The organism is Ruegeria sp. HKCCD7181 (assembly GCF_057221055.1).
Window position 1 is genome coordinate 49,953 of sequence record NZ_JBWVBC010000014.1, and the last position, 26,660, is coordinate 76,612.

General features: G+C 53.0%; 23 protein-coding genes, 1 tRNA gene and 1 pseudogene. 10 read left to right on the plus strand and 15 right to left on the minus strand.

Annotation, left to right across the window (positions count from 1 at the left end; translation table 11 throughout):
* The first annotated feature begins 18 nt into the window (after positions 1-18).
* Positions 19-95, plus strand: a tRNA-Arg gene (locus AC2TCY_RS20915).
* A gap of 262 nt (positions 96-357) precedes the next feature.
* Positions 358-1,326 (plus strand): DUF2971 domain-containing protein, encoded by a 969-nt coding sequence (locus tag AC2TCY_RS20920; RefSeq protein ID WP_170553380.1) that lies wholly within the window; start codon positions 358-360, stop codon positions 1,324-1,326.
* Positions 1,327-1,437: 111 nt separating this feature from the next.
* Here AC2TCY_RS20920 and AC2TCY_RS20925 read toward each other — a convergent pair whose 3' ends face one another.
* The 5 genes from AC2TCY_RS20925 to dctP form a co-directional block, all read right to left on the minus strand.
* Positions 1,438-1,575 (minus strand): hypothetical protein, encoded by a 138-nt coding sequence (locus tag AC2TCY_RS20925; RefSeq protein ID WP_480850431.1) that lies wholly within the window; start codon positions 1,573-1,575, stop codon positions 1,438-1,440.
* Positions 1,576-2,095: 520 nt separating this feature from the next.
* Entirely contained in the window at positions 2,096-2,914 is an 819-nt protein-coding gene (locus tag AC2TCY_RS20930) for a universal stress protein (RefSeq protein ID WP_480850432.1), read from the minus strand.
* A 71-nt stretch (positions 2,915-2,985) separates the two neighbouring features.
* Positions 2,986-4,290, minus strand: coding sequence for a TRAP transporter large permease (locus tag AC2TCY_RS20935; protein WP_480850433.1), 1,305 nt, complete (start codon positions 4,288-4,290; stop codon positions 2,986-2,988).
* A complete protein-coding gene (locus AC2TCY_RS20940; RefSeq protein WP_480850434.1) occupies positions 4,290-4,820 on the minus strand; it encodes a TRAP transporter small permease in 531 nt (176 codons plus the stop codon). Before AC2TCY_RS20940 ends, AC2TCY_RS20935 begins: the two co-directional genes overlap by 1 nt.
* Before the next feature lie 74 nt (positions 4,821-4,894).
* A complete protein-coding gene (dctP, locus tag AC2TCY_RS20945; RefSeq protein WP_480850435.1) occupies positions 4,895-5,902 on the minus strand; it encodes a TRAP transporter substrate-binding protein DctP in 1,008 nt (335 codons plus the stop codon).
* A gap of 396 nt (positions 5,903-6,298) precedes the next feature.
* Between dctP and AC2TCY_RS20950 the strand changes: the two genes are divergently transcribed.
* Positions 6,299-7,189, plus strand: a complete 891-nt coding sequence (locus tag AC2TCY_RS20950) for a LysR substrate-binding domain-containing protein (protein WP_480850436.1) — start codon at positions 6,299-6,301, stop codon at positions 7,187-7,189.
* 83 nt (positions 7,190-7,272) lie between these two features.
* Here AC2TCY_RS20950 and AC2TCY_RS20955 read toward each other — a convergent pair whose 3' ends face one another.
* A complete protein-coding gene (locus tag AC2TCY_RS20955; protein ID WP_480850437.1) occupies positions 7,273-8,235 on the minus strand; it encodes a LysR family transcriptional regulator in 963 nt (320 codons plus the stop codon).
* A gap of 44 nt (positions 8,236-8,279) precedes the next feature.
* Between AC2TCY_RS20955 and AC2TCY_RS20960 the strand changes: the two genes are divergently transcribed.
* From AC2TCY_RS20960 to AC2TCY_RS20980, 5 genes are all read left to right on the plus strand, one after another.
* Positions 8,280-9,545: a serine hydroxymethyltransferase gene (locus AC2TCY_RS20960; RefSeq protein ID WP_480850439.1), complete on the plus strand. Its 1,266-nt coding sequence runs from the start codon at positions 8,280-8,282 to the stop codon at positions 9,543-9,545.
* Positions 9,546-9,659: 114 nt separating this feature from the next.
* Positions 9,660-10,976: a D-serine ammonia-lyase gene (gene dsdA, locus AC2TCY_RS20965; protein ID WP_480850440.1), complete on the plus strand. Its 1,317-nt coding sequence runs from the start codon at positions 9,660-9,662 to the stop codon at positions 10,974-10,976.
* Positions 10,977-11,001: 25 nt separating this feature from the next.
* Entirely contained in the window at positions 11,002-11,973 is a 972-nt protein-coding gene (locus AC2TCY_RS20970; protein WP_480850442.1) for a helix-turn-helix domain-containing protein, read from the plus strand.
* Positions 11,974-12,047: 74 nt separating this feature from the next.
* Positions 12,048-12,392 carry a RidA family protein gene (locus tag AC2TCY_RS20975; RefSeq protein ID WP_480850444.1) on the plus strand — a complete coding sequence of 115 codons (345 nt, stop codon included), beginning with the start codon at positions 12,048-12,050 and terminating at the stop codon, positions 12,390-12,392.
* A gap of 34 nt (positions 12,393-12,426) precedes the next feature.
* Complete coding sequence (locus AC2TCY_RS20980) at positions 12,427-13,680, plus strand: D-amino acid dehydrogenase (protein ID WP_480850446.1); 1,254 nt, start codon at positions 12,427-12,429, stop codon at positions 13,678-13,680.
* Positions 13,681-14,120: 440 nt separating this feature from the next.
* Here AC2TCY_RS20980 and AC2TCY_RS20985 read toward each other — a convergent pair whose 3' ends face one another.
* From AC2TCY_RS20985 to AC2TCY_RS21000, 4 genes and pseudogenes are all read right to left on the minus strand, one after another.
* Positions 14,121-15,326, minus strand: coding sequence for a M20 family metallopeptidase (locus tag AC2TCY_RS20985; protein WP_480850448.1), 1,206 nt, complete (start codon positions 15,324-15,326; stop codon positions 14,121-14,123).
* A 7-nt stretch (positions 15,327-15,333) separates the two neighbouring features.
* Positions 15,334-15,879: an amino acid synthesis family protein gene (locus tag AC2TCY_RS20990; protein WP_480850449.1), complete on the minus strand. Its 546-nt coding sequence runs from the start codon at positions 15,877-15,879 to the stop codon at positions 15,334-15,336.
* Positions 15,880-15,901: 22 nt separating this feature from the next.
* Positions 15,902-17,167, minus strand: coding sequence for a pyridoxal phosphate-dependent decarboxylase family protein (locus AC2TCY_RS20995; RefSeq protein WP_480850450.1), 1,266 nt, complete (start codon positions 17,165-17,167; stop codon positions 15,902-15,904).
* A 1,342-nt stretch (positions 17,168-18,509) separates the two neighbouring features.
* Positions 18,510-18,819 (minus strand): annotated as a pseudogene (locus AC2TCY_RS21000) (hypothetical protein); the annotation flags it as partial.
* A 597-nt stretch (positions 18,820-19,416) separates the two neighbouring features.
* Here AC2TCY_RS21000 and AC2TCY_RS21005 point away from each other — a divergent pair.
* On the plus strand, positions 19,417-21,015 hold the full coding sequence (locus AC2TCY_RS21005; RefSeq protein ID WP_480850452.1) for an autotransporter domain-containing protein: 1,599 nt from the start codon (positions 19,417-19,419) through the stop codon (positions 21,013-21,015).
* 526 nt (positions 21,016-21,541) lie between these two features.
* On the opposite strand, the gene AC2TCY_RS21010 is transcribed toward AC2TCY_RS21005, so the two are convergent.
* From AC2TCY_RS21010 to AC2TCY_RS21030, 5 genes are all read right to left on the minus strand, one after another.
* A complete protein-coding gene (locus AC2TCY_RS21010) occupies positions 21,542-21,985 on the minus strand; it encodes a MaoC family dehydratase (RefSeq protein ID WP_480850454.1) in 444 nt (147 codons plus the stop codon).
* Between the two features lie 10 nt (positions 21,986-21,995).
* Positions 21,996-23,150, minus strand: coding sequence for an NAD(P)/FAD-dependent oxidoreductase (locus tag AC2TCY_RS21015; protein ID WP_480850455.1), 1,155 nt, complete (start codon positions 23,148-23,150; stop codon positions 21,996-21,998).
* Positions 23,151-23,162: 12 nt separating this feature from the next.
* Positions 23,163-24,398: an NAD(P)-binding domain-containing protein gene (locus AC2TCY_RS21020; RefSeq protein ID WP_480850457.1), complete on the minus strand. Its 1,236-nt coding sequence runs from the start codon at positions 24,396-24,398 to the stop codon at positions 23,163-23,165.
* A gap of 61 nt (positions 24,399-24,459) precedes the next feature.
* Complete coding sequence (locus AC2TCY_RS21025; RefSeq protein ID WP_480850459.1) at positions 24,460-24,651, minus strand: hypothetical protein; 192 nt, start codon at positions 24,649-24,651, stop codon at positions 24,460-24,462.
* A 36-nt stretch (positions 24,652-24,687) separates the two neighbouring features.
* Positions 24,688-25,254 carry an OsmC family protein gene (locus AC2TCY_RS21030; protein ID WP_480850461.1) on the minus strand — a complete coding sequence of 189 codons (567 nt, stop codon included), beginning with the start codon at positions 25,252-25,254 and terminating at the stop codon, positions 24,688-24,690.
* Positions 25,255-25,436: 182 nt separating this feature from the next.
* Here AC2TCY_RS21030 and AC2TCY_RS21035 point away from each other — a divergent pair, with 182 nt between their 5' ends.
* Positions 25,437-26,618, plus strand: a complete 1,182-nt coding sequence (locus AC2TCY_RS21035; RefSeq protein WP_480850462.1) for an alpha/beta hydrolase — start codon at positions 25,437-25,439, stop codon at positions 26,616-26,618.
* The last annotated feature ends 42 nt before the right edge of the window (positions 26,619-26,660 follow it).

The following is a 26,660-nucleotide window of genomic DNA, read 5'->3' on the forward strand; positions in this document are numbered from 1 at the left end:
ATAGCGCCTCACCAACGCGGACCGATAGCTCAGCTGGATAGAGTACTTGACTACGAATCAAGGGGTCGGGGGTTCGAATCCTCCTCGGTCCGCCACTTTTTCGCCTAAGAAAGTGGCAGCGTTTGGAAAATCAAGCAAAAACAATATGTTATCCTTGGATTTTCCGATTAAAAATTAGGCAATCCCGCAACATCTGAAATCCCGCAACATTGTCCGCAACAAATCCCGCAACAATTCCCTCAACAAATCCCGCAACAATTCCCTCAACAAATCCCGCAACATTTGTCTTCAGCGCGGCTTGCAGCCCAAAACACGCACGCTCTAGTATGGCGTGATTTGTTTTTGGGGATTCTGTTTATGGATGAGTTGCAAGCGAAACTGGCAAGGCTGTTTATGCCGTATGCAATGGATCGCGTGGAGGCTGTAGAAGCCGAAAATACCAAGTTCGTTCACTACACTAGTGCATTTGCCGCAACCCAAATCATAAAAAATGAAGAGGTTTGGCTACGCAATGCTCTAGTCATGAACGACTTTAGTGAGGTCCAGCACGGCGAAATGTGCCTGGCTGAGAGTTGGAAAGACGAAGAAGTCGGTGGACGGCTAAGAACGCTGTTGAGTGAACTAGCGGATGATTTGGCAGATCGTCTTGCCGAGACGTTTGATTCTCACTCAACAGAAAGAACGGTGCAGAGTTTTCTCATGTCCGTTAGCGAGCACGGGAATCCAGATATTGCCGAGGAGAAATATGGGCGGTTGTCCATGTGGCGAGCATACGGTGGTGATACCAATGTCGCTCTCATTTTTAACAATTCGCCTTTCAGGTCTGAGGAAGTGAAACTCCAGGCATTTTCAAGCCCAGTTCTTTATGCTGACTACGATGGTTTTAAGGAGGAGTTCGTTAGGCTGGTTAAAGGATTGGAAGCAGAATTCGATCTGTTGAACGAGATTGGGCCTGATGAGGTCTTTAAACAGCTCTACTGGGCATTCCACATGGCATCTCTCTCAACAAAGCATCCTGGGTTTTCAGAAGAAAGAGAATGGCGTGTAATTTATTCGCCGACGCTTTTTGGCCGGTCGCCCATCATGAAGGAAGAAATCGAAACTATCGGTGGTGTTCCGCAAAAGGTCATCAAGTTGCCACTAAAGGCGGATGCCACCACCGGCTATTCTGGATATGCCGTCAAAGAAATCTTAGAGGAGATAATCGTGGGTCCAACAGAAACGAGTTGGCCAATTTATGAGTCATTGGCAATGTTGCTTGATGAGAATGGCGTGGATGACGCGTGGGGCAAAGTTCGGAGATCAGATATTCCCCTCAGAAGGTAAATGAAATTCCCGCAACAAATCCCGCAACATTTTTTGCGATGAAATCATGTAACCTATTGAAAATAAATAAATTAACAGGGATCGCCGAATCCTCCTCGGTCCGCCACTAATTCAAAAAACGCGCGCAAACTCAATGAGTTGCGCGCGTTTTTTGTCTAATTGGGCATGCCGGTTAGACAGCTTTTCCTCATTGGTAATGTTTGCGGCAGGACATCGCTCGGCTGGAAGCCGGTAATTTTTCTCTTTCATGTGTGCATCCCGCATCAGTTTTTACCGATGATCCAGATCTGCTCCCTGACCAATAAATCTGATCATCGTAGTCAAAGCTACAGAAATTTGCCGGTTTCCAGAACGGAGGGAGTAGCGCTTTTTTGCGATCAACGCCTCGGATGTACCGCTCGATTTCCGCCAAAGTTTCGTGCCCGCTCCAAGCCGCGATTTCTTTGCTGCCAGCACCATTTTCCGCGTGCAAGATCATACGGCTCTTGCGCAAGCCATGTGAGGTTTTGCCTGTTAACCCAGCCTTTCGTGCAGCATTCGCAAACCATTGAGATGCGCCTTTTCAATGAAGGTCCTTGCTGACGGTATGACACTCGAGTCGAGGTGAAACACTTTAAACGAAGAAGCTGAATTTGGGTCCGATCCAGAGTGCTGCTCGAAACGAACATATGCGCTCATACGTTTTGAACAGAACGCAACAATAAAACTGCTCACTATCATGCCCGCCTACAGAGTGAAGTGCACATCGGCGTTGCTGTGGTCGAAGTGATCAGTGAGATATCAAAACCGGGGTACTGGACCGATCAAGGATCGTACGCCCAGTTCCGCCGTGCACCAGCCCACTGCGCAAACGGGCGGTCCCACGGCTACCAATAGCCAAGATGTCGGCCTGGGTTTCGCGGCAGTAATTCAGGATTCGGCTGGCGGTCGCCCCCTCGGGTTTCAATGCAGTCACACTAAAGTTTTGGCAGTGGTGCGAAAGGTGTTCTTTCAGCTCTTTCAAAGGAGATGCGTTTTCGCTCGCCTGAGTTACGCTCACCACATCCAGATGGTCGATGAATGGCATCAGGTGCAGCAGATCGCACAGAGCTCGTGTCGCTGTCAGCCCGCCGTCCCAGGCAGCAACCACTCTTTTGAGCGGCCCTTCTGCATTCCAGCTCTGCGGTACGACAATAAGCGGTCGCCCCGACCGTGTTACGATATGCTCCGACCGAACATGGGTTCCGGATTCTTCAGTTGTTTCAGAGTACTTCCCAACAATCAAAAGATCATGCAGGCGGGAATGTGAGGCAAGCTTGTCTGAAACGTCCCCCGACTCCACGCGCCAACTCACTGTTCTGGACGCACCGATTTGCTGGTCAAGCGCCTCTTTGGCTTTGATGGGTGCTTCCTCATTAGCACGCTGCACTTGTTTCATAAGCCGTTCGGGCATCCAAGACAGGATCTGATTTTCTTCCATCACCGGTGGCGTCACGTGAATTGCGGTGATCTTTGCACCTGCCTGGTCAGCCAGTGACAAACCAAAGTTGAGAACGGTTTTTGATGTACTGCCATTGCTGTATGCAACGAGAATATCTTTGAGCGGCATGACTTGCCCCTTTACCCAGTAGATTTCGTTTAAGAAGGCCCCGCGCCTGTCTGCGCGGGGCCTCAGGCTGCTTACAATATCCCCATCAAGGTGCGCGGCAGGTACAGCGCGATGTCGGGAATGTAAGTAACAAGCAGCACCACAGGCAGGTGACCAATCAACATGAATTTCAGCGTGGGTTTGATGTATTGGTCAATTGTCTGACCCCCTATCGCCCCGGACATGAAGAGGAGTGGGGCACAGGGTGGCGTGACATTGCCCAGACCCAGGTTTGTGCCGACAATGGCCGCAAAGTGGATCGGGTGGATGCCAATCTCATTGGTCACAGGCAGCAGAACAATCGCCGCCAATACAGCACCAGCCGTATCGTCAACCAACATGCCCAGCATCAGCAGCAACAGGTTGATCATCAACAGAATGACCATCTTGTTGTCCGAGATCGAAAGCATGAAATCCGCGATATCTTTCGGGATGTTCTCCTGCACCATTGCGCGGCTCATGATGAACAGGAAAAACAGCATCATCATGATGGCCCCAGTGTTGCGCGAGCCTTCGACAAGCGCATCCGTAGTCGTGCGCATATTCAGGCCCTTGTAGATTATGAACCCGATAGGGAGCGTGTAGATCAGGGCAACAGCGGCAGCTTCGGTTGGTGTGAAAATCCCACCATAGATCCCCCCCAGCATGATCCCCGGCATCAGCAATGCCCAAAATGCACCTTTGGTTGCGCGGAAGATCTTTCCGGCGCGCTGCGGAAGTGAAACCTTTGGCTCGACCTCAAGATCTTTGAACCTGCGTGCCTGAAATCCGTTCATGATCACATAGATCGCCATGATCAGCACACCCGGGATAATGGTGGACAGGAAACAGGCAGCGACCGATAGACCACTCGTAATCGCGAACAGGATCATCGCGACGCTCGGAGGGATAAGAATGGCCAGAACTGAGGAACAGGCGACGAGCGAAATGGCGTATGAGCGCGGGTACCCCGCCTCGACCATACGTGGGATCATCATCGACCCGATGGCCGCAATAGCAGAAGACCCGCTTCCGGCAATTGCGCCAAACAAGGCACAGGTCACGATAGTGACAGCACCAAGCCCACCTTTGATGGAGCCAACAAACGAGTTCACAAATCGAACCAATTGATCCGAAATGCCACTGGCCCCCATCAACGAGCCTGCGATCACGAAGAGCGGCAAAGCCAGCAGCGCAAAGCTGCTTTCCTGTTGGTACGCATAGGGAATGAGGAAGGCGATGTCTCGCCCGGTGATCAGAACAATTACCAACGATGCCAGCCCGAATACAAACGCAACCGGAACCTCAAGCATCAGCAGGACGACAATCAGTATGAGTGCCACAGAAACCGCGAGCATCAGGACTCTCCCATCACGTTTTGTTCGTTAAAATCTCGGATTTTCATGGCGTCGCGCATGGTTTGAAGCAGGAAAAACAGCGCCATTACGGCAAAACCAAACACCATGCTTGCGACCCAGATTGATCGTGGCCACTGCAGGTAAGTGCTTTTTCGTCCTCGTTCGAATGTGAACCAGCCGTATTGAGCGGCGTAGTACAGCGCGACCAGCGTTACGCCCAGGCAGATCAAAGACGTCATCAGACGCACATAGTTTTTCTTCTTCTCGCTCTTAACGACCAGATGCAACGCGCCGCCGCAGATATGCGCGCGCGTGCCTGTAACGTAACTGGCGCTCACAAAGTACAGCCAAATTCCCAGCAAAATTGAGGCTTCTTCGATCGCCAAGAATGGGTTGGACATTCCGTACCGCATGATCACGGTGACAAACATCAGTATGGCAAGTGAAAGCGCAAAGAAGATCATTGCTGATTTGAGGATCAGCAAGAACCCCCGTTCAAACGCGGTTATTCCCGTAGTTTCGGGTGTCATTTGTTCCCCCCGTTACATGGATTGTTCTGAAAAAACTGCCCGGCAATTTGCCGGGCAGTCGGGAGGAGGCATCGTTAGTTGATGCCGGCCGCAGACTTCAGGGCTGCGGTTGTCTCCGGGCCTACGATTTGTTCGAGGAAAGGCCATTCCTGCTCGTAGACAATCTTTTTCACGGCTTCGAGCTGCTCGGGTGAGAACTCAACGACATCAATTCCTGCACCACGAATGTCTTCCAGCGTTTTGTCACTGATGTTCTGGGCCTCGTCCCAGGCCCATCCAACGGCTGTGTCTACCGCGCCTTGGATTTCACTGCGGTCTTCGTCAGACAAACCATCCCACCAGCTTTTATTGACCAGCCAATAGGCGTGCTCGAAATAGTCCTTGCTGTAGACGTATGCTTCCAACACGTCGCGCATCTGCCAGATTTCCGGCGGTGGACCAAAAGTACGACCGTCCACGGTGCCCAGCTGCAGGGCGGTATACAATTCGGAGAATGGCATCGGAACCGGGCTAAAGCCCAGCAGTTCATAGCGTTTGATGGCGATTTCCAGGCCAGGCACACGAACTTTGATGCCATTGCCTTCTTCCGGCAGGTTCAGCGGTACTTCGCCCACACCTTTGCGGATCGCGTAGCCCCCAAAGTCGACCGGCAGCACGCCGACGAGTTTCATATCGAGGTCAGCCAGGATTTCGTCGTAAACCGGGATAAGTGCGCCGCCAGGCCCATAGAGCTCGCGGGCTTGCTCCCAGCTGTCGACAATGTACCCAGCTGCGAAAATGTTCAGGCGCGGATCGAATTCTGTTGCCGCGAAGGTCATGGTCATTGGGACCGCACCTTGCATGGACTGCTCAAACAAAGACGTCCAGTCGCCGAGGTCTCCACCTGGGTGATACTCGACTTCGTATCCTTCCCCCAGGGCTTCCATGAACTTCTCGGAAGTCGGATGGAAGATGTGCTCAGGCGGCATTGGGTGTGCCAAGGTGAACCGCTCGTCTGCTTGCGCCGGGTTAATGGCCGACAGCATCGTTCCCGTAGCAAACACGGTTGCTACGGCAAACTTAGAAAAATGATTGAAGTTCATAACTCCTCCCAAGTTCTGTTGTCTCAACCGCCCACCACATGCAGGAGGTCCGACAGTGCATAATTTGTCCGACCTTGAGGCGATCCTGACAAACTGGAAGATTTTGGTCTTGGCAAAGAAATTTTGTGCCTAACGCCCAATGGTAGTATCTCAATGGGTGGCGTGATGGGAAGAAGTGCACGTGGAAAGTACTAACTTTTTTCCTATTAACAAGCGATTGAGTAAAACTCGGCAGGTGAATCGAGTTACTGTCGATTGCAGGAGATTGACAAAATAATATTTATGCCGAAGCTGGTGGTTCGATAAAGGCCGAAGACCCATTCCTAAGTCTGGAAAACGACCAAATGGAAGTAACTTTCACTGAATTTAGCTCTACGTAACTTGGAAGAAGAGAGTATGCCCAGCTTGCCCCCGATTTATTCGCTGCGCGCGTTTGAGGCAGCAGCGCGCCTAAACGGTTTCAAGAAGGCGGCAGACGAATTGAACTTAACGTCAGCGGCGATAGCTCATCAGGTCAAAAACCTTGAGCAAGGTTTGGGCGTTGAAATGTTCCAACGGCATTCACGAGGGGTTGAGCTCAACGAAGCTGGACAAAAGTACCTTGAAATCGCTCAATCGTTGCTTGGTGACTTCAAACGAAAGACGCAAATATTCAAGGCGCAGTATGAGGCACAACCGATGCGAATTGGAGCTTTGCATGTTGTTTCTGAAAGGCTGGTATTGCCGCTTGTCCAAAGGTTTCTGAACCATTTTCCGGACGTCAAAGCCGAACTCATCGCAGATTTGATAGAACCAGACTTCCGAACCGGCAATCTTGATATCATGATTTGGCATGGTGAGACGCCTCCTGACGAGTTCGTCACAATGCGCTTTTTGTCCGAAAGGTTGACGCCAGTTTGCTCACCCGAATTGCTGCGCGAATACCCCGATGGGATGACACTTGATGACCTTCTTAGTGTGCCAGCACTGTATGATCTCTACTGGGACGAGGACTGGAACTATTGGCTGTCAGAAGTTGGTGGCCCTGAGCTTAAGAATTCTCTCGGTTTTTCGTTGTACTCCGCATTGATACAAACCGCCATCGACGGGGGCGGAGTCGCGATCGGTCATACAGGTTTGTTGGACAAAGAGATTTCTTCTGGACGGTTAGTAAAACCCTTCGAGCAGGAGATAGAGGCTCCGAAAAGCTATTTCGTCCTAACATCCGAAGAAAACCTCAATAAACCGAATGTACGAGTTTTTTGGGATTGGGTTAGATCAGAAAAGGAGAAAGTTGCTAAGCAATGAGGTGGGGTGGTGATACCAACTTTTCCGACCAATTTTCTACGGCGCTAATATGAGCTTGTAACGCTAATCGACTTGAGCGTTGGCTATGCTGTGTTTGTATGCAATTCGTCCAGGAGGAGAGTTAATACCTTCTCAAAGGCAGGCGACCTGCGAAATGACGAAGTGTACTTGGCTACAAGTTTCCGAGGAAGCTTCAGTGAACCTTCGAAAGGGCGAACGAGGGCTCCACTTTCCAAGAGTTCGCGCACCAGCAATTCGTGCGCCATCAATACTCCCCCGCCATGGCGGGTTTCCTCCAAGGCTACGGAAAACAGAGAATGGGTTGTTCCTGATTGGACCACGGAGTTGCCATCTGGCTGGCCGTTCAACCAAAATTGCCAATCATCTGTCCAAGATTCGTCAATCAAAAGGGTCTCATTCGAAAGATCAGTGATTGAATGCAGGCGTGCCGCAACCGCAGGAGCGCACACTGGAAAAATGATATCATCCGAGATTGGAATTGCGTTTTCTCCCAACACCGCACGGCTATAGAAGAGTGTCAAATCAAACGGCTCTCGCGCGAGGTTTGGTGGGGCTTCAAGAGCCACCACCGAAACGGAAATTTCCGGAGCGACAAGGCGTAGTTTCCCGAGCCGAGGAGCCAACCAAAGTTGCGCAACCGATGGCAGGGCGGCAACTTTGACTTTCAGCGGTTGTGCAGTTGCACGCAACTCTTGCACGACGTCGCCAAGCTGATCGAATGCTTTGCTAAATCCGGGTAAGAGTTTCTCCGCCAAAGGCGTGAGAGTTATGCCTCGCGCGTTCCTGACAAACAACTGAGCCCCGGCCCAAGCCTCGAGCGATTTGACGTGCTGAGTGATTGCACCTGGAGTAACGGATAGCTCGTCTGCAGCCGCAGCAAAGCTCCTCAATCGGGCAGCGGCTTCAAATGCGCGCAGGGCATTCAGGTGCGGTCCTTTTGGGCGGCGGGGAGAAAGTGACATTGGTTTAGCCTTAGTTTTTCTGCGCCAAAAAAATAGCAATACTGATTTGCTTTGGCCAGACAAACTGCGGATTTTTATTCAATCGAAACCCCTCTGGAGGAAATCCAATGTCGCAACATTTTTCGACCCCCATCGTGGTGACCGATCCTGTTGTTGCAGAAGCGCTGGTTAACGAAAAACAGCGTCAGCAAGATCAGATCGAACTGATCGCTTCAGAAAACATCGTCAGCCGTGCGGTTCTGGATGTCCTCGGACACGAGATGACCAACAAGACACTGGAAGGCTATCCCGGAAACCGCTTTCATGGCGGTGGACAGTTTGTCGACATCGTCGAGCAGGCTGCAATTGATCGTGCGAAAGAGCTGTTCGGCTGCGACTATGCCAACGTTCAACCTCATTCGGGCAGCCAGGCCAATCTGGCGGTCTTCTTCTTGCTGCTCAAGCCGGGCGACAAGGTTTTGTCGCTGGATCTGGCGGCCGGTGGCCATCTGAGCCACGGACTGAAAGCCAACCTGTCCGGACGCTGGTTCGAACCGCACCACTATGGTGTTGATGCTGAAACCGAAGTTATCGATTACGACGCGCTTGAGGATCTGGCTAAAGAAATCCAGCCCAAACTGCTCATTACTGGTGGTTCCGCCTACCCACGTGAGATCGACTTTGATCGTATGGGTCAGATCGCCAAAAATGTAGGCGCCTTTTTCCATGTGGATATGGCGCACATTGCAGGCCTCGTCGCAGCAGGTGTGCACCCGTCACCTTTCCCTCACGCCGACATCGTTACCTGTACAACCACCAAAACACTGCGTGGTCCTCGCGGAGGGCTGATCCTCACCAATAACGAGGAGTGGTTCAAAAAGCTGCAATCGGCCGTTTTCCCGGGCGTACAAGGTTCGATTCACAGTCAAGTACTCGCGGCTAAAGCGGTTTGCCTCGCCGAAGCGTTAACTGATGAGTTCAAAGAATACGGTGTGCAGGTCAAGGCCAACGCAGCCAAACTTGCGGATACTCTACAGGGCCGTGGGCTGCGCATTGTGTCGGGCGGTACTGATACTCATTTGGTGCTGGTTGACCTTAGCCCTAAAGGCATCACCGGCAAACGCGCTGAAGTTGTCTTGGAAAAGGCCAACATCACTGCAAATAAGAACGCAATTCCAAATGACAGTCCGCGTCCGCCCGAATGGGTTGGGTTGCGGTTGGGAGTGAGTGCGGCCACCACTCGCGGCATGAAAGAGACCGAGTTTGAAGAACTTGGTAACTTGATTGCAGACCTCATTGAGGCAGAAGCCGCCGGCGACACCGATCGAACGGTCTCGCGCTGCAAAGCCACCGTTGCGGATTTGTGCGCGACTTTTCCCACTTACGTCGGTTGATGCACTCCCAGGTGGTCTGAAGTTCGGACCACACACCTGCCCCGTCGCATACTCCCTTGCGACGGGGCAATTCCCTCAATCTCTAATGTGTGAAATTTCGGGGCCTAAATCGTCATGGAATATAGCTTGAAATCACGACTTCTATCAGGAGACCCCGTGCTGTGGGTCAATTCCAACAGAATATCGTTTCAGGACGTTCCAAACGACGTTGCTCATCCCCAAAAGGTGGCAGAAGCGGTCGCCAATTGGAAACGATTTGCTCCGTTACTTGAAAACTGCTTTCCGGAGTTGAAAACCAGCAGGGGTATTTTGGCATCTGATTTGGTAGAGTTAACAGCACAAGATTGCGAATTTGGGTTCTCGAAAGGTCGGTATTTTCTCAAAACTGACAACAACTTGCCTGTGGCAGGTTCGATAAAGGCTCGAGGCGGAATCTATGAGGTATGTCAGTACGCATTATCGCTGGCGCTCAAACTGAATTTGATGTCGCCCTGTGATCCGATTGAGCATCTCGCTAACGACACTATAAAGTCTGTTTTCGGCAAATACACTATTGCTGTTGGCTCGACTGGAAACCTTGGACTTAGCATTGGTGTTGTCGCGCGCGCGCTTGGGTTTCGTGCCGTTGTTCACATGTCTTCGGATGCGAAACCATGGAAGGTTGCGCGGCTGCGGAACTACGATGTGCAAGTTGTACAACACAAAGCCGACTATGGTACCGCGGTTTCCGAAGCCCGCGCCGAAGCAGACAATGACCCCAATACCTATTTTGTTGATGATGAGAGATCCGAATTACTCTTCTACGGTTATTCTGCGGCAGCGTCAGAGCTGCGTGAACAGTTAGAGAGTAAATGTATTCGGATAGATCGAAACACGCCTTTGTTTCTCTATCTTCCTTGTGGGATCGGAGGGGCACCAGGCGGCATAGCCTACGGGGTCGCACAGGAATTTGGGTTACACGCCCACAGCTTTTTCGCCGAACCTGCTCAGTCCCCTTGCGCTTTGGTTCAACTGGCGTCGGGTTTAGAAAAGCCTGTATCCGTCTATGACATCGGCCTGACAAACAAGACTGAAGCTGATGGAATGGCTGTTGCCGAAGTCAGCCGGTTTGTGGCGCACGTTATGCGGCCATTGCTGAGCGGTGTATACACGGTGCGCGATAGTGACCTTTTCCGCTGGTTGAGGGTTGCGTGGGAAAAAACCGGGCAAAAACTGGAACCATCTGCTGCAGCTGGTCTGGGCGGCCCCGCAATTGTTCTGGGCTCTGATGAAGGTCAGAAATACCTGAAAGAAAACTGTTTAAGCCCAGTGATGTGTAACGCAGTTCACGTGATTTGGGCGACTGGCGGCAGCTTGGTGCCGGACCAGGAATTCTCCAAGTTTCTATACAAGGCAGATACGCCTCTGGAAAACTCTCTCAACGATCCCTGAGCCAAACACCTATCCGAGGTACGCTATGTTGCATCAGACCGAGATCATTGCCGACCCAAATGATTATTGGGGAGAGCACAGCGGCAGCGCCAAAGACATGGTCTTTGTCGTTCAGGACTGCAACTCCATGTATGCCGTGAAAGCATGTTTAGAGCTGCTTAAACTCACGAATAGGTTTGCATCAGAAAAGAAGTACCGAATAGAAGTTGTTCGCAGCGTGGAGAGTGCGTTTTCCTTGCGTTCCAACCTGTCAACGCGAACAGTCATTTTGTTTGGCGGTCTAAGCAAACCCTGGCTGCCAAGTGAAATCGGCACACGGTTATTGAGAACCCACTTACCTTGCACAGATCGCATCGGGCTCGTTGGAGGTGCGGTCTTGCTTGCGGCTCAGGTGCCTTTCCTTCGAAACTACAGCTTCTGTATCCACGCCAAATTTTTTGAGGCGGCTGATGAAGAGGCAATACAGATAGCGCCGGAAGATGTGCCAGCCTTCCGCCATGGCAAGGTGCATTCCGCGACCGGTGAACTTGCGGCGTTGCGCATGATCGGATCTATGGTCGCTGATGACTGCGGTGAGTTTCTCGCGCAGCAAGTTCTGAGCCACATCGGTCTGACTTTATTTTCCTACGCGAACCGATCGGAAACAGAAAACTACTACCTTCGACTTGCGAAAGGAAACTCAACCCTTTGCCGCGCCATCGCGTTGATGAAACAAACCGTGGAAGAACCGATTTGTCTTGATGGACTTTCTAAGTCGTTGGAGGCGTCACCGCGTCAAGTGCAACGCAAGTTTCAAAGGTTTTTTGGGGAAACGCCGACATCCGTCTACCTGAACATACGTTTGGAACGCGCCTTCCACCTCCTGAAGTTCACAGACTTGTCGATCGACGAAGTATCGATCGCAACTGGTTTCACGTCGCGGTCAAGCTTCAACCTTCGATTTCGGAGAAGGTACGAAACAACACCAATTCGTTGTCGGGCAAGCAGATACAGATAGTGGGGCTCGTATACTCACGGAAAAAATCTCGCAGCGGACTGACGACACCCAACTTCCCAATCACGGATAATAAAATGATAGAACGTTTTGAAACCGGCCAACGCATGAGCAAAGTCGTAAAGCACAACGGGGTGCTATATCTCTGCGGTCAGGTCGGAAGCGGTGACACGGTGGCAGAGCAGACAAAAGATTGTCTGTCTCGCGTTGACGCTCTTCTTGAAAAATACGGCTCGTCTCGCAAGCACATGTTGCAAGCCATTGTCTGGTTAGCCGACATGGCCGACTTCAACGAAATGAATGACGTGTGGGATGCATGGGTTCCAGGGGGTCATGCGCCGGCTCGGGCCTGCGGCGAGGCCAAACTTGCGCGTCCGCAGCTCCGCGTCGAAGTGATCGTTACTGCTGTTGAAGCAGAATAATTCAGCCAATTCGGGTCAGTGAAAGCTTAAGCGATTGAAAGTCATCGTACTCGGTGCGGGTGTCATCGGCGTCACCACAGCATATTATCTGGCAAAGCAGGGCGTTGATGTCACGGTCATTGACCGGCAGCGGGAAGCCGGTCTTGAAACAAGATTTGCAAATGCTGGTGAGCTTTCATACGGAATGTCCTCCCCATGGGCCGCGCCGGGAATTCCCAAGAAAGCCATAAAATGGTTGCTCATGCGGCACCGGCCTTTGACAATCTGGCCCTTGCTCAGCCCGTCTATGTGGGCATGGGGATTGCAGATGCTGCGCAATTGCAACGAGGGATCCTATCGCATCAACAAAAGCCGCATGGTGCGGGTGTCGAGCTATAGCAGAGACGCGCTGACGGATCTGTTGAAAGACGTTCCAATCGATTTCGACCAGCGAAACCTCGGTACACTGCAACTGTTCCGGACCGAAAAACAGCTTGAGGCGTCAAAGGTTGATCAGGACGTTCTTCGCGAATTTGACTCACCATTTGAAGTTCTGGATCGCGATGCCTGTATCGCCGCAGAACCGGGCTTGGCCAATGTCGCGGAGAAATTTGTCGGTGGTCTGCAGTTAACATCCGACCGCACCGGCGATTGCCGGAAATTCACCGCAGCCCTTGCGGCCGAAGCCGAGAAAATGGGTGCCAAGTTTCGGTACAATGAAACCATTAAGGGCTTCGAATCCCGAAACGATCAGATTTCATCCGTTCTGACCGAGAAGGACTCGTTTGAGGGTGATGGATTTGTCTGCTGTCTCGGCCCCTATTCCGCCGTCTTGCTGAAAGAACTGGACATTCATCTGCCGATCTATCCGGTGAAAGGCTATTCCATAACTCTTCCAGTGAAAGACCCGGCCGCAGCGCCGCAATCCACCATCATGGATGAGACCTATAAGGTCGCGTTGACACGGCTTGGCGACCGCATTCGCGTTGCTGGTCAGGCGGAAATCATCGGGTTCAACAAAAAGCTGGGCAAACACGCGACCGATGCGGTGCGCTATGTCGTCAATGATCTTTTCCCCGATGGCGGCGATCAGACAAAAATTGAAAATTGGACCGGGCTGCGTCCAATGACTCCGGACGGAACACCCGTATTGGGGCGCACTGAGTTCAAAAACCTTTTTCTGAACACTGGGCACGGAACTCTTGGATGGACAATGGCCTGTGGATCAAGTCGCGCGGTTGCGGACTTGGTCGTTGAACGCCAGCCTGACATTTCGTTCGAGGGGCTTGAGGCAAACCGATATGCATGAAATTGTCCTGAACTTTTTCCCCAGAGTTTCATCAGGCAACGGCAGTTGAAGATGGAAAGGAAACGGCGGCTGCTTGGAGTTTTGGTTGTTGCAGTCAGTGTCGCGGCAGCCAATTACTTCTACTACCGAGACAATTACCCGACCGCTTTCTTTTGCAAGTTCGGCCATTTGGCGGGCCTGCAGTTTGAGAAGGGGGAGTGCGAAAGGCACTCACCGTCTCGCTGAGTTGAAACCGGATCCAGTGTTTCCGCAACCTTGAGATCTGTCGACCAATTGCAGTGTAAATTTCGACTGCCGGTCAACTTGAACGCCAATAAATCAGCGACCGGGTAACAGTGCCTAACTTACGAAACATATCCAACAGCGATCCGCGGTGTCTTGGTGCTGCTATTCGTCGTCAGGCATTTTATTCTGAAGTTGCGTCAGCTGCGAGACGCTGATTATACGCAAACTTGACTGAAAAAGCCGTTCACTTCGGTGCTCTTAAACCCGTTCAAAGACAAAACCGTTCTTAGATAAATTTCGGTCGCCTGCACCATTTCTTCCAGCTCAACATATTCATCCGTACTGTGCGCCTGTGCCAGATCCCCTGGGCCACAGATGACACAAGGAAACCCAAGGTTGGGAGCGTCGGTGCCACCAGGAAACGCGGTGATCTCGGGGTCGGTTTTAAGTGTTGCTTTGGCTGCGCCCGAAATTGCCTCGACGAGAGGTGAGGTCAACGGCACGTCCAGCGCTCGGGCCAGCAGGGTTGGACCGATAACTTCAGCCTGGAAATCTGGAATAGTCTTGCTCAACTCGGCCAAACGGGCACGATAGTCATTCAGAATATCATCGATGTCCTCACCGGGTAGGAAGCGTCGATCCACCTCCAATTCGCACTGATCCGGAATTCCAGAGGCGAATGTTCCACCACGGATGACGTTCATTGAAAACCGACCGCTACCGCACAAAGGATGAGATGGTCCTTTTTCTTGAAGCTCTGCGTTTAACCCCGACAGATGTTGAATGACTGCGCCCATATGCTCGACAGCATTGACACCTTTCTCTGGCCGCGACGAATGTGTGGCCACACCGCTGGTGTAAATCTTAGCACATAGCTGGCCTTTGTGCGTTGGACAAATAGCCAGCTTCGATGGCTCTCCGATAATTCCAAAGTCCGCACTGGGGCCATTTTCGCCCATCTCGGCAGAACCGGTCAGCAAATGCTCTTCATCGACGATCCCGGCGATAATCAAATCGCCCGGCAACTTGATGTCGTTCTCGCGCAGCAGGCTGACGACTTCGATATAGCAGGCAAATGCGGCTTTCATGTCGCAAGATCCACGGCCATTGATCCGGCCGTCTTTCAGCTCTGCGTCAAACGCTGCCTCGTAACCTTCCGTTCCGACCGTGTCCATGTGAGCGGCAAGCATGATGGTCGGCCCGCCGCCGGTTCCCTTAAGTCGACCCCAAACATTTGGCCGACCAGGTGCAACCTGCCGCCACCCTGTTTCCATGCCCAGAGTTTGAAATCTGGACAGCAGATCATCTGCCATCTCTTGTTCGCGGAAACCTTCCTGGGCGGCTTCATCAAATGGATTAACGCTTCGAATTCTGACCAGTTCAATAAGCGTTTGGGCAAGACGATCCCTGTCTGGAGTCATTGTGTCCTCAGATTGCAGCGCGTGTCTTTCCAACACGCGGATTGATTCGACCGCCATCGGCAAGCGCTATGACCATCATGATTTCATCAGGCCGGGGGCTGTCGGGAACAGCAATGCTGATTGCATCAAAATGATCGAACGACCAGGCATCATCTTTGTGGCCCAGCGGCACGTCCAATACTGTGCCAGCGGTCGCAATCTTTGCCGCTGATGGGATCAGTGCGGCTCCGCCACCAATTGGATCGCGCATGGCCTTTCCCAGCTTTGGGTGCAACATGGCGTGACCATGCTCGATATCACCGTTCACGCCTACGATAGCAGCCTTACCGTAAGATACTGCGGCCCGCGGCAAGTGGGGCAGGGCGGCCTGAACCAACCTTTCCCCAAGCAAGCCCCCGAACTCGAAGAGTTGGCTTAGATCATCCTGGAACGTGCCGGCGAAAGGGTTTGAGATCACACCCGCTGCCGCCACGCGCGTGACTTCGTCTGCATTAGGTTTCCCAGCTTCAGAGACTACGGTTTCCGCGTAAACAGCCAGCTTGCGAATTTCCATCACATACCCTCCCATGCGCACATCAATAGATGCCGTACACTTCTTCTTCACCCTTCGCCTTAAGCTCACCGGATTTTACGGCTTCGACCACTTCACGAAGATCTTTCAAGAAGTCATCAGCGATTTCGTGGTGATGGCAAGACAGCATCAGCAGAATGGCATCCGGTTTGCTACCGATGTTGATCGCCCATCCGCGATCCATCAGCCCATCCGCAATGGCAAGAATGTTCAGCCCGTCCGCCTTGAAGGCAAAGTGCGGCCCTTGGGGTGTTCCCAGGATTTCCAGCTCATCGATCGCGTTGATCCCGTTGCAGAACGCTTCGCGACCTTTGATAACGTTGCCGGTCACGCGCAGGAAACCCTCGCGGCCAAGATAGTTGAACACGGCCCAGGCCGAAGCAATCGGACCCGAATTGCGCGAGCCAGCGGTGTTCTTCGAATAGTAATCGCCCGCGTTCCAATTCGCGACCTCGAAACCCTGCCAGTTGATCAATTCCGCATCATGCAGAACCAGGATCGAACACCCGCGATAGCTGTACCCGTATTTGTGGAAGTCGGCCGACATCGAGGTCACACCGGGTACAGAGAAGTCAAAGTTCGGGACGTCGTAACCCAGGTCTGTTGCGAACGGCAGCATGAAGCCACCGATACATGCGTCGACATGCATCCACAAATCGTGTTCCTGGGCGATTGCCGCGATCTCTTCAATCGGGTCAACAACGCCCAGAGGGAATGGCGGGCAGGAACCCACCAACATGATCGTGTTTTTATTGATGGCCGCTTTCATGCCAGCCACGTCAGCCCTGTAGTCGGGGCTTTTGTCCATCTGGATGACCTCGATCCCAAGGAAATGGCTCAGCTTGTTGAAGACGGCATAGGCCGACTGCGGCACGATGATATTGGGTTCCGTAATCCCTTTAAGCTCACGCGCACGGTCGCGCGCAGTTTTAAGAGCCAAAATGATGGATTCCGATCCACCTGTCGTGATAGTTGCCGCTGCATTTTCAGGGGCATGAAACAGCTCTTTCACCATCTCAATCACTTCGGTTTCGTATTTCCGAACCGATGTATGCAACCCAGTCTGGTGAACGACGTTGTCGCCGATATGTTTCACGAATGCGTCTTTGGCAACTTCCGCCACATCACTTCCGCCATAGTAGGAGGCCGTCAGGTTTTTGAGAGAGAACCAATCCCAATCTCCAACCCGCGCCGCGTCCATCGCGTCGAGGATATCCTTGGCAGGTTTGCCAATTTGCGGGAAACCAATTTGATTACGGTGCTGAGACATGCGCTGCCCTCTTGATGATGTATCCATGAGTGGCTCTATTTGGTTGGTAGTCGCCAGAATCGTCAAACCGGAAGATTTTGGTCTTGGCCAAGTTTTTTTCAGCTTGAAAGAACCCTACGTTTTTCTTGCTTATTGGGGTCTGCGACTAATCTCCTCTGGTTTGGTTTGACTATTGATAGGTGAACCGCCGCTGATCGGACTGCGCCATGGCTACGAGATATTGGGATTTCTATTTCATCGACCTGCTTAATCACATTGCTATGAAGTGCTCGCGTCGACTTTCAGCGGTGATTTTCGCTTCAATTCTCAATCCATCGTTTTCGAAGTTTACGGTGGAGCAATTCAGGTTAGGCAGTCAGCGCTTCCACCATGCCTTCAAGCGCGGACAACTTGAGAGAGCGAGGCAAGTGCCACGAGCTTTGATAGTGTGAGATGAGGTGTAACTTTTTCGAAGGGGCTTAAGAGGATCTACTTGTTAAAATTACAAGAAGGCAGGATTTGTGCTTGACGCCAATTGGTGCTTGGAAGTTAGATATTTGGGTGATGTAAGTCATTGTGTTTATTTGCGCATTGAGTTTGTCTAAATCGACAATAAGATATTGAAAAATAACAAAAGTAGCAATCCTCCTCGGTCCGCCACTTGGTAAATCTGTGTCAGGCGACACATAGTTCTGCCAACAGCGACAGAACCTTGCCATTTTCGCCTTACTTCCTTCATCCAGCACCTAGACCGATTTCAATGATCCTGACTTCCCTTTTGGGAAAATCTGGGCTGATTTGCAGATCAGACGCCGAAGGCGCCTGTTCCTGCTGATCTGCCACGTGGCGAACGCGGATGGAGGCTCTTCCTGAATGAACATATCGGTTTGTGGCCGTAGATGTAGAAACAGCAAATCGACAACACAGCAGTATTTGCCAAGTAGGATTGGCAATGGTGTCACCTGACGGAGATGTTGAGACGATCGGTAATCCCATGCAGGTTGACGTTTGGACTTTCGAATCCTTGTTCAGGGTCGACTAGTATATGCGAATAGATCATTGGTGACGGATCCACGCCCATTTCAATGAGAAACTCCAGAGTTTCGCCCTGGCTCATTTGTATGTCCGAGACTGCAAACGACGGGCATGTACCGCGGTTGGTCGTAATAGTGCTGATGCATACCGACGATGCTTCGTGCAGAGACGATCCGGTTTTCACCGCCAGCGAGGATGTAAGGGCAGCTTGAGACGCAAAACCCACCAGCAAGCACGGCCGTGGGCAGACCGGCGTCGCGAATGCTGCGGCCGATGTCCTGGGCCTCGCCGACTATCCCTCCTGGGCTGTGCAGGGCAATCAGGTCTGGAGCCCAACGAAACCGCCAGCACTACGCATCGACGGCAAGAGGCGCAGCATGTAACTCCAAAAAAATTCCGACTGAAACAGCGATTGAATATGCAACCGCGGCAAAGAACGAGACCGAGCCACTGCCTTCAAGCAAGGACGAAACATCAAGATAGGTATAAATGCCAGACGCGATGGCCAGCACGCCGAGCGCCGCCGGTGTAAAAGTACCAAGCCGCGCAAGATGCCCTTCGAGCTCCTTCGCCGTGCGGAGCCCTTTTGCTTCTTCTGCAGTCAGTCGTCCGTTTTTCTCTGCCCTAACCGTCCCCATAGTTTCAAAACAACATGTGAGCTCAACGCGTTGCATCCGCTTCTTGTATCCGGCTAAAGGCTTATGATCTTGCGCCAAATCAAGTTTCCATGGCGGCAACGTACGCGCGCCGTGGATATTCCTGCCTTTTCCAAAACAGAGGTGACACATGGACAAAATCTTCACATTGAAAAACGCTAAACCTGTCATTCCTGCTTTTGATCCTGCTGTCCGGCCGACCTCAAACTGACGATAACCCTTGACACTTGATGTCTATGCCAATGCAGCGAATGTCGGGAAAGCAGGCTGCGATTGCAGCATCGGAACCCTCGGTTCAACGGCAGGAAAGGGCCGTTCGCTAAACTTTGCAAATTCCGCCATCTGGGCTTCGGCGTCTCCGAGGCAAATTGCAAACCAGTATGACTCCGCGAACATTCATATTGTGATGGGGCGGCGATCTTGTTGGGACACTGATGGCGATTGGCTGAGAATATGCGCCTTTTAAACAGGGCTTTGCCCTCTGCGAGCAGAGCGCGCATTCACCCACGGTTTCATCTGCAAAAGGACACACCTTATGTAAACGCGACGGCCAGTTTGAACAACGCCACAAGCAGCGCCATGGCAACTGCGGCGGCGTTCAACATCGAGGATTTGCAAGGCGAATTTACCAACAGTGGAACAATTGCCGCGGCGACAACTGGCGCAGGCAATGCAAGTGCCTATGGGATATATATCAAAAACCGTGACGGGTTCGCTGGGGATATTTCGAACTCTGGCTCGATTTCTGCACAGGCAGTATCCGAAAACGGAGATGTAAGTGCCAACGCACTTCACCTGAGCGGCGATCTTATCGGTGATTTCGAAAATGCTGGCTCGATGACGGCCGAGGCGACCGGGCCGCAAAACGTCGTGGCAAACGCGGTTCAACTTGGCGGCGAAACTTCCGGTGTTGTGTCCAATGCGGGATATTTGAGTGCGCGCGTTGATTTGGACAATGCCGCAAGCCGCGCCAGCGCTACTGCCTCAGCAATCCGTATCAACAATTTGCAGGGCGAGTTTGCAAATAGCGGAACGATCGAAGCGACAGCGTCCGGCGGGGCTGGTGCAAGCGCCTATGGTCTCTACATCGAGAACCATGACGGGGTGATTTCGGATGTGGGTGCAATCTCGGCCGCGTCAGACAATGGCGAAGCCTACGCTATCTACCTGGAGACGGGCTCCGGTTCGGTAAATCTGGACACCAATGACACAGTTACAGGTACAATCCGGGTTGCGGATCACGATGTGAATCTGGATGCACAGGGTAGAAGTGCGGTGTTCTATTTCGAGGATGCGGCCCCTGAGAATGGAACGTTCTCCACAACGGTTTCAGACGACCGTTCCGTTTGGTTTGTGCAGGATGAAGGTGGCACAGATCCGGTTTATGCCGCCGTCGATTCCAGCGGACTGTTCACGTCGCGCGATGTCATTGCGACTTACGGCGAGGCCATCGGCAGCGTTCGTGACGCACTGAGCTACAGTGCAGTGCCGGAAGTTGGCCGAGCCTTGTCTTTCAGTGACACAGAACCCCTCTCTAAGTCCGGTTTCAAGCCCTTTGCTATGATAGACGCCCAAGGGAAACGATTTGAGGATAGTGCCGGGGACAGAACCGACCTTAGTCTGATCAATAGCAGCGCCGGAATTACGGGGCAGCTGGAGAACGGAGTATCCTTGGCGCTAGGACTGGGGGTGTTCTACGCCGATGGCGACAGTGATAATTCAACCTTTGACACAAACACTGTTTACCTGAGCGTAGCCGCCGGACGTCAATTCGGAGACTATCTGGTCGAAGCTGATCTGGGTTTTGGATTTCTTTCAACTGACAGAACTCGAACTATCCTGGGCAGCCCGGACGCGGATGGAGAGTACAACAGCACTCTGCTGACCGTACGCGTCGGCATTGAGCGGGCAATCAATCTTGACGCCGGTGTTGATCTGCTGGGGTTTGGTAACGTTCGATATACCCGGCAGGACGATGACAGCTATACCGAAACCGGTTCTGACGTAAATGCTGCAGTGGGTGAAGTAACGACGGAAGTGTTGGAGGCGCGGCTTGGGCTAGAAGCTAAGAAGACCATCGCCGGTGCTGGTTCGCTCATTGGTCAAATTGGCGGTGTGCTCCGCCGTGATATGGGGGACTCGACGGCGGACGTTACTGTATTCTCAGATACAAATTAACTGACTTTTGCTGCATCGGATTTTACTGGGGGCAGTCTATTGCTCGGCTACGAAAAGGAGTTTTCGTCTGGAGCAAAATTGGAGCTGACTGCAGAGCAGGAGTTCGGTGACGGAGCTCAAGGACCCCAAGTAAAAGCAGGCTTAAACTGGCAATTCTGAGCGGCTCAAAACATGCAGCTAAGCTGATGTCAATTGTTACCGGGAATTCGAAGTAAACCGTGGAGTGTCTGGTTCGTTGCGCAATCTGTGATTTCGCACAGGCCAAAATTTCGCATCCGCGGCGAATGTCTGGAAAGCGGGCTGCGATTGCAGCAATGTAGTCAGCCGCCAGATGTCTCCTTTGGGCCGAATTCGCTGAACCCTACAAACGACACAGCGTTGTTTTATTGTTGAATTTGAGGTTATCGCTGAGCCCTAACTTTCTGTTTTCTGCCATGCACCCAAAATCCCGGTTCGCAAAAAAAACCGACGCAGCTTTTCTGCTAAGCTTCGTTGTTCATGTAACATCCTTTAGAAAATCAACAAATTACCTGCCTTTGCAAATTGCGAGAGTGTACGTCACTACGGTACCGTCAACACAAGTGTCGCCCAGTGAATCCACTATACAGGTGTTCAACGTGCAAATCGGTTTGTCATCACGTACTTCGATGACTTCGACCCGCGCCTCTATCGTTTCTCCTACGCGCACAGCCTTTTTGAACCGCCAGTTGGTTTCAAGGAACACTGTACCTGGGCCGGGAAGATTTTCTGCGACAACAGCATTGAGCAGCCCGGTGGTCACACCGCCCTGAACGACCAATCCACCAAGAACGGTCTTTGCAGCTATTTCGCTGTCATAGTGGATTGGGTTCTTGTCGCCGGTCATCTTGGTAAACGCTTCGACATCGCGCATTGAGGTTGTTCTTGCTCTGCTGGTACGTTGCCCCCGTTCAGGCTTACCGTTCATTGTGCCTTTCCATCCGTTCTCCATGATTTTCTCCTCAAGCTGCCTGAGCTGATGGTGTGAGCGACTGTTGCAAGTGGGAAAACTCCGCTTTCATCTCGTCGTTCAAACGCATGTGCAGGCCCTTCAAATGGGCCAGCGTCCAATCGAAGGACGCAATCTCCGCAGTAATCTGAAAAAGGTTAGCAGAAAGTTGGTTGCGCGTGTGTTGGTAATCAGACAGGTCGCCAAAACCATTTGTCACGGCAGTTTCAACAAGGAAATGCGCGTCCCGCAACGCATCGGTTATTCCGTGTGCAGTCAACGGGTCTTTGAAGTATCCAGCATCTCCGACCAGTGCCCAACCTGGGCCTGCGCATTGCCGCATGTGTCCCGGCGCGCCCAGGAACCGTTTGGGTTTCTCGACCAACGAACGGTGATCCAACTGTTCCGCTACGTCGGTGTCCCACCGCCGTAATTGGTCGCGAAGACGGGAGAATACGTCAGAACCAAATCTGGCTTTAAAAGCTTGGGGAGGACAGGCAGCAAACAGGCAATGCTGATCATCGGTCGTCGGGATCAATCCTGCCGCTGCATTCACGTCATAAAACCACCGGTAGCCGGAGTTGGGGATGCCATCCACGTATGCGTAGACACAAGCGGAGCGAATGTCCGAGCGGACGGTTTCCTTGGCTCCGACCAGTTTCGCGACGGTCGAGTTTCTGCCGTCCGCGCCAATAACCAGGTCAGCGTTGACCTGGTATGTGTTGCCTTTGCGGTCCATCAGAACGACGCCCGTCACGCGGTTATCAGGCTTCCTGATAACTTCACAGCAGATGGCTGCTGTCCTCAGGTCAACACCCGCTTTTTGTGCGGCATCGCCCAAAACCCTGTCCAGCAGCCAACGACGGGGGGCAAAAAGTCCCTTGTAACCAACATCCGGTTTAAGCGGGATATCGAAGACCTCGTCGCCATAGACGAATTGAGTAGCGTTGACCGCAGGGGTGGACGCCTTGATAGGCCCCAATACCCCCCAATGCGCCATCAGATGGATCGCGGGACGCATAAGGGCATGGGTCGAAAGCGTGTCCTGGATATCAGCTTCCCGGTCCACAAGTAGCACGCGCGCTCCTCTTCGCGCCAACAGCATTGCGGTCGCGGCTCCTGCCACGCGGGCACCGATTACAATTGCATCAAATCTCTGCGTTTGCATGACAGTATCCTTTCACGCGGCCAAAGGTTGATTGAGTTGAATGAAAATCTGTCGCGCCAGCGCTTTTGCGTCTCGTGTCGCGCCGTCGATATGTATGGAACGGCTGGTCCGCAGAAACGGCAGCCCCATAACATACAATCCCTGTTCGACGACGCCGCCTTGGTGTTGGATACGGCCCTTGCGATCGAAAACGGGAAATTGAACAAATCGATGATCAGGGTTGAATCCTGTCGCCCAGATCACGGTGTCGAATTCAGACAGATCGATGGCCAATCTGGGATCAGACGGCACGGTGGTCGGTGCAAAACGCTGAGGTGGCGCGACCATATCGTCGAATCCCCGATCCGAAATCCAGGTATCAATCCTGTCTAAAAGGCGGTTCATTTTCAGATCCGCGGAAGACACGGAATTGAACAATCCACCGGAGAATTGCGCCTTGCCGTCTCGGATATCCATCATGCGCCCGACTAGTTCGACGCCCCGAGCCTGTAAGACATCCAGATTCAGATCGTTGCGCTCCGGCGTTCCGATCAACGGCAGCGACGGTGTCCTCCGAACTCGGTCGAGATCGTCCACCTTGGTAAAGGGCTCATCAAAAACACGAGCCAGATGCATCCACTGCAGAATGTCGGCGCCGCGATAGGTGCGCGGCAAACGCCCGTGGCTTCCGACGGCCAGGGTTACCTTGCGACCGGACCACGCGAGTTCCTGCGCGATTTGAAGCCCAGATGCCGAAGCCCCCACGACCAAAACGCCACCTGAACGCACCTCGAGCGGACTGCGATAGGTGATCGGGGAAAACTGTTCGATACGATGGGGCAGGGCGCTGGCAAAGGCAGGGACCTTGGGCCGCGAGCAGGCACCGGTCGCGATAACCACGGACTGGCAGCGGATTGGGCCGCGGTTGGTTTCGGTAATGTACCCTTGACCCAGCCGCGACAGGGATTTCACCGATGTGTCTGTAAAAAGCGGCGGCGCATGTCGTGTGACCCAATTGTCGATCTCGGCTGCGAACCGTCGGGCGGTGGCGAATCCGTCGGGATCATCGGGCCCGTGCGCCTGACCGGCGAGGGTATTCATCCAGTTGGGGGTCAACAGGCGTAACGAGTCCCAGCGACGGCTGTGCCAGCTTTCGCCGGCGCGTCCGGCATCCAGAACAAGGTGGTCGATCGAGCGTTTGCTGAGTTCAAAGCTCATGGCAAGGCCGCACTGGCCCGCCCCGATGATCAGGGTGGTTGTCGAATACATTTGGGACCTCACAATGAAGAGGGTTGTGCGAACCCCGGAGCGCGGGGTTCGCTTGAGGGCCTTAAAGAGGGAAACGACCGTCGCGATGACTTAGCGTTGTTGTGGCTTCGCGCAGTTCGCGGAACTGGTGTTGCCCGATATCGTTCAGCATTCGGTCACACAGTACACTTGCAGGGCTGTAGGCCATGGGCGAGCTGGACTGGGTGCCGCTGAATGCAGCAAAGAGGGTTTTCAATGCGGCGATCGTTTTCATTTTAAAATTCCTTTTGAGTATGTGCGGGCACACGTGTCAGGTGACAGATACGCGCACGTTTCCTGGATTTGTGATGATGTCGAACACGGCGGATCGCTTCTGGCTTTGCGCCACGACCGCAGCGATCTCATCCATTGTCGCATCAGCATCGATATCGAAGGCCACTCGGATGCCTTTGAACCCGTTGCGCACCTCAGGGTCTATGCCGAGAATGCCGTAGAGGCTCATGTCGCCCTCCACCTTTGCGACCACTGATCGCAGTTGGATATCCCTGTTCTGGGCAACGGACGCCACACCTGCGCACAGGCAGCTTGCCAGGGCGGACAGAACGATTTCGACCGGGGTAGCGCCCTTGTCTTCGGCGGCAAAACAGGCCGGGTGGTCGGCGTCAAAGGTAAAAGTCTCGGCGTGTTCGTGTTCTTCACCAAGGCCAAAGAACCCCTTGACGGATGATCGGCTATGGACCCCGTTCAGCCATTCGCATTCCGCACGCCATGTGAACTCTGCCGCTGCAGGCATCTCTGTAAGCGCTTCGCGTGCGCTCATCAGTGCCTCGACGTTCACGCCGTTGTTGGCGGCGGGCATTTGTGTTGTCATGTTCATCTTGTTCTCCAATTTGGTTTGGGCCTCATCGCCCTGTAACCACAGACTTACAGACGTGCCGGTTGCGAAGCTTGAGGGGGAGCTTGGGATTTCTTGGGGATTTCTTGGAGAAACCGCCGAGATAAAGGAAATGCGGGGTTTGACGGCCTGACAGACGCGGGCCTTCGCGGTACTGTGGCCGTATGAAACATGTGTTTGACCACTTCATCGCAGACACAGCGACACGGGAATTGTCCGCCGATGGCGAGGCGGTTCCGGTCGAGCCGAAGGTTTTTGATCTGCTGTCTTACCTGATTGCAAACAATGATCGGGTCGTTTCCAAAGACGAGTTGGTCGCCGAGATATGGGAGGGTCGGGCTATCTCGGACGCGGCGGTGTCGAGCGCGCTTTCTGCGGCGCGTCGCGCGCTTGGGGATGACGGGCAGGGGCAAAAATTCCTGAAAACCGTACGCGGTCGCGGGGTTCGGTTTGTCGCTCCGGTCACGCAGGTTCCGGGTGAGGCACGCGAACGTGAGGCTGTACCGCCGCAAGAGATAAGGATGTGCCGCAGTAACGATGGTACGCGCATTGCCTATGCTGAAGCCGGCGATGGATCGACTCTGGTCAAGGCGTCAAACTGGCTGACGCATCTTGAGCACGATTGGGAAAGCCCTGTCTGGCGACATTTCTACACTGCACTGACGCAAAACCGTCGCCTCGTTCGTTACGACTCCCGTGGTAATGGCTTGTCCGACCGCGATGTCGCCGACCATTCCTTTGACCGGCAGGTGGAAGACCTAGAGGCGGTCGCCGAAGCGGCGGGCGGCGATCGATATTCACTGATTGGACTGTGTCAGGGGTGCACATCCGCTGTGGCCTTTGCCGCCAAATATCCGGACAAGGTGGATCGGCTGATCCTGATTGGCGGTTACGTCAAAGGCTGGCGCGCGCGGGGTGATACAGAAGGCTTTGTTCTGCGTAAGTCGGCACATGAGGCGCTGCCGCTATGGTGGGGCAAGGACACTACCGCGCTGAGGGACCTGTTCACGGGTATCTACATGCCCGATGCTCCGTGGGAAAGCCAACGCTGGTTTTCAGACCTTCAGCGCAAAACCGCATCGGCAGAGAGTGCCGCGGCGATGATGTTCTCCGACTGTGATAACGATATCTCTGGCTTGCTGGAACGGGTTAAGGCGCCAACTTTGGTCATTCACGCGGTAGGCGATCTTGCAGCGCCGTATGAGCAAGGTCAGGAGTTGGCAGCCGGTATATCGGGCGCGCGGTTTGTGTCTCTGGAGAGTGCCAACCATATCCTTCCCGAAACAGACGATGAATGGCCGCGCGCTGCTCAGCTTATTGATGACTTTTTGAGTAACCGAACCTGAGCACCCCGGTTTAAAACCCCGGATCAGATGACAAAATAGACC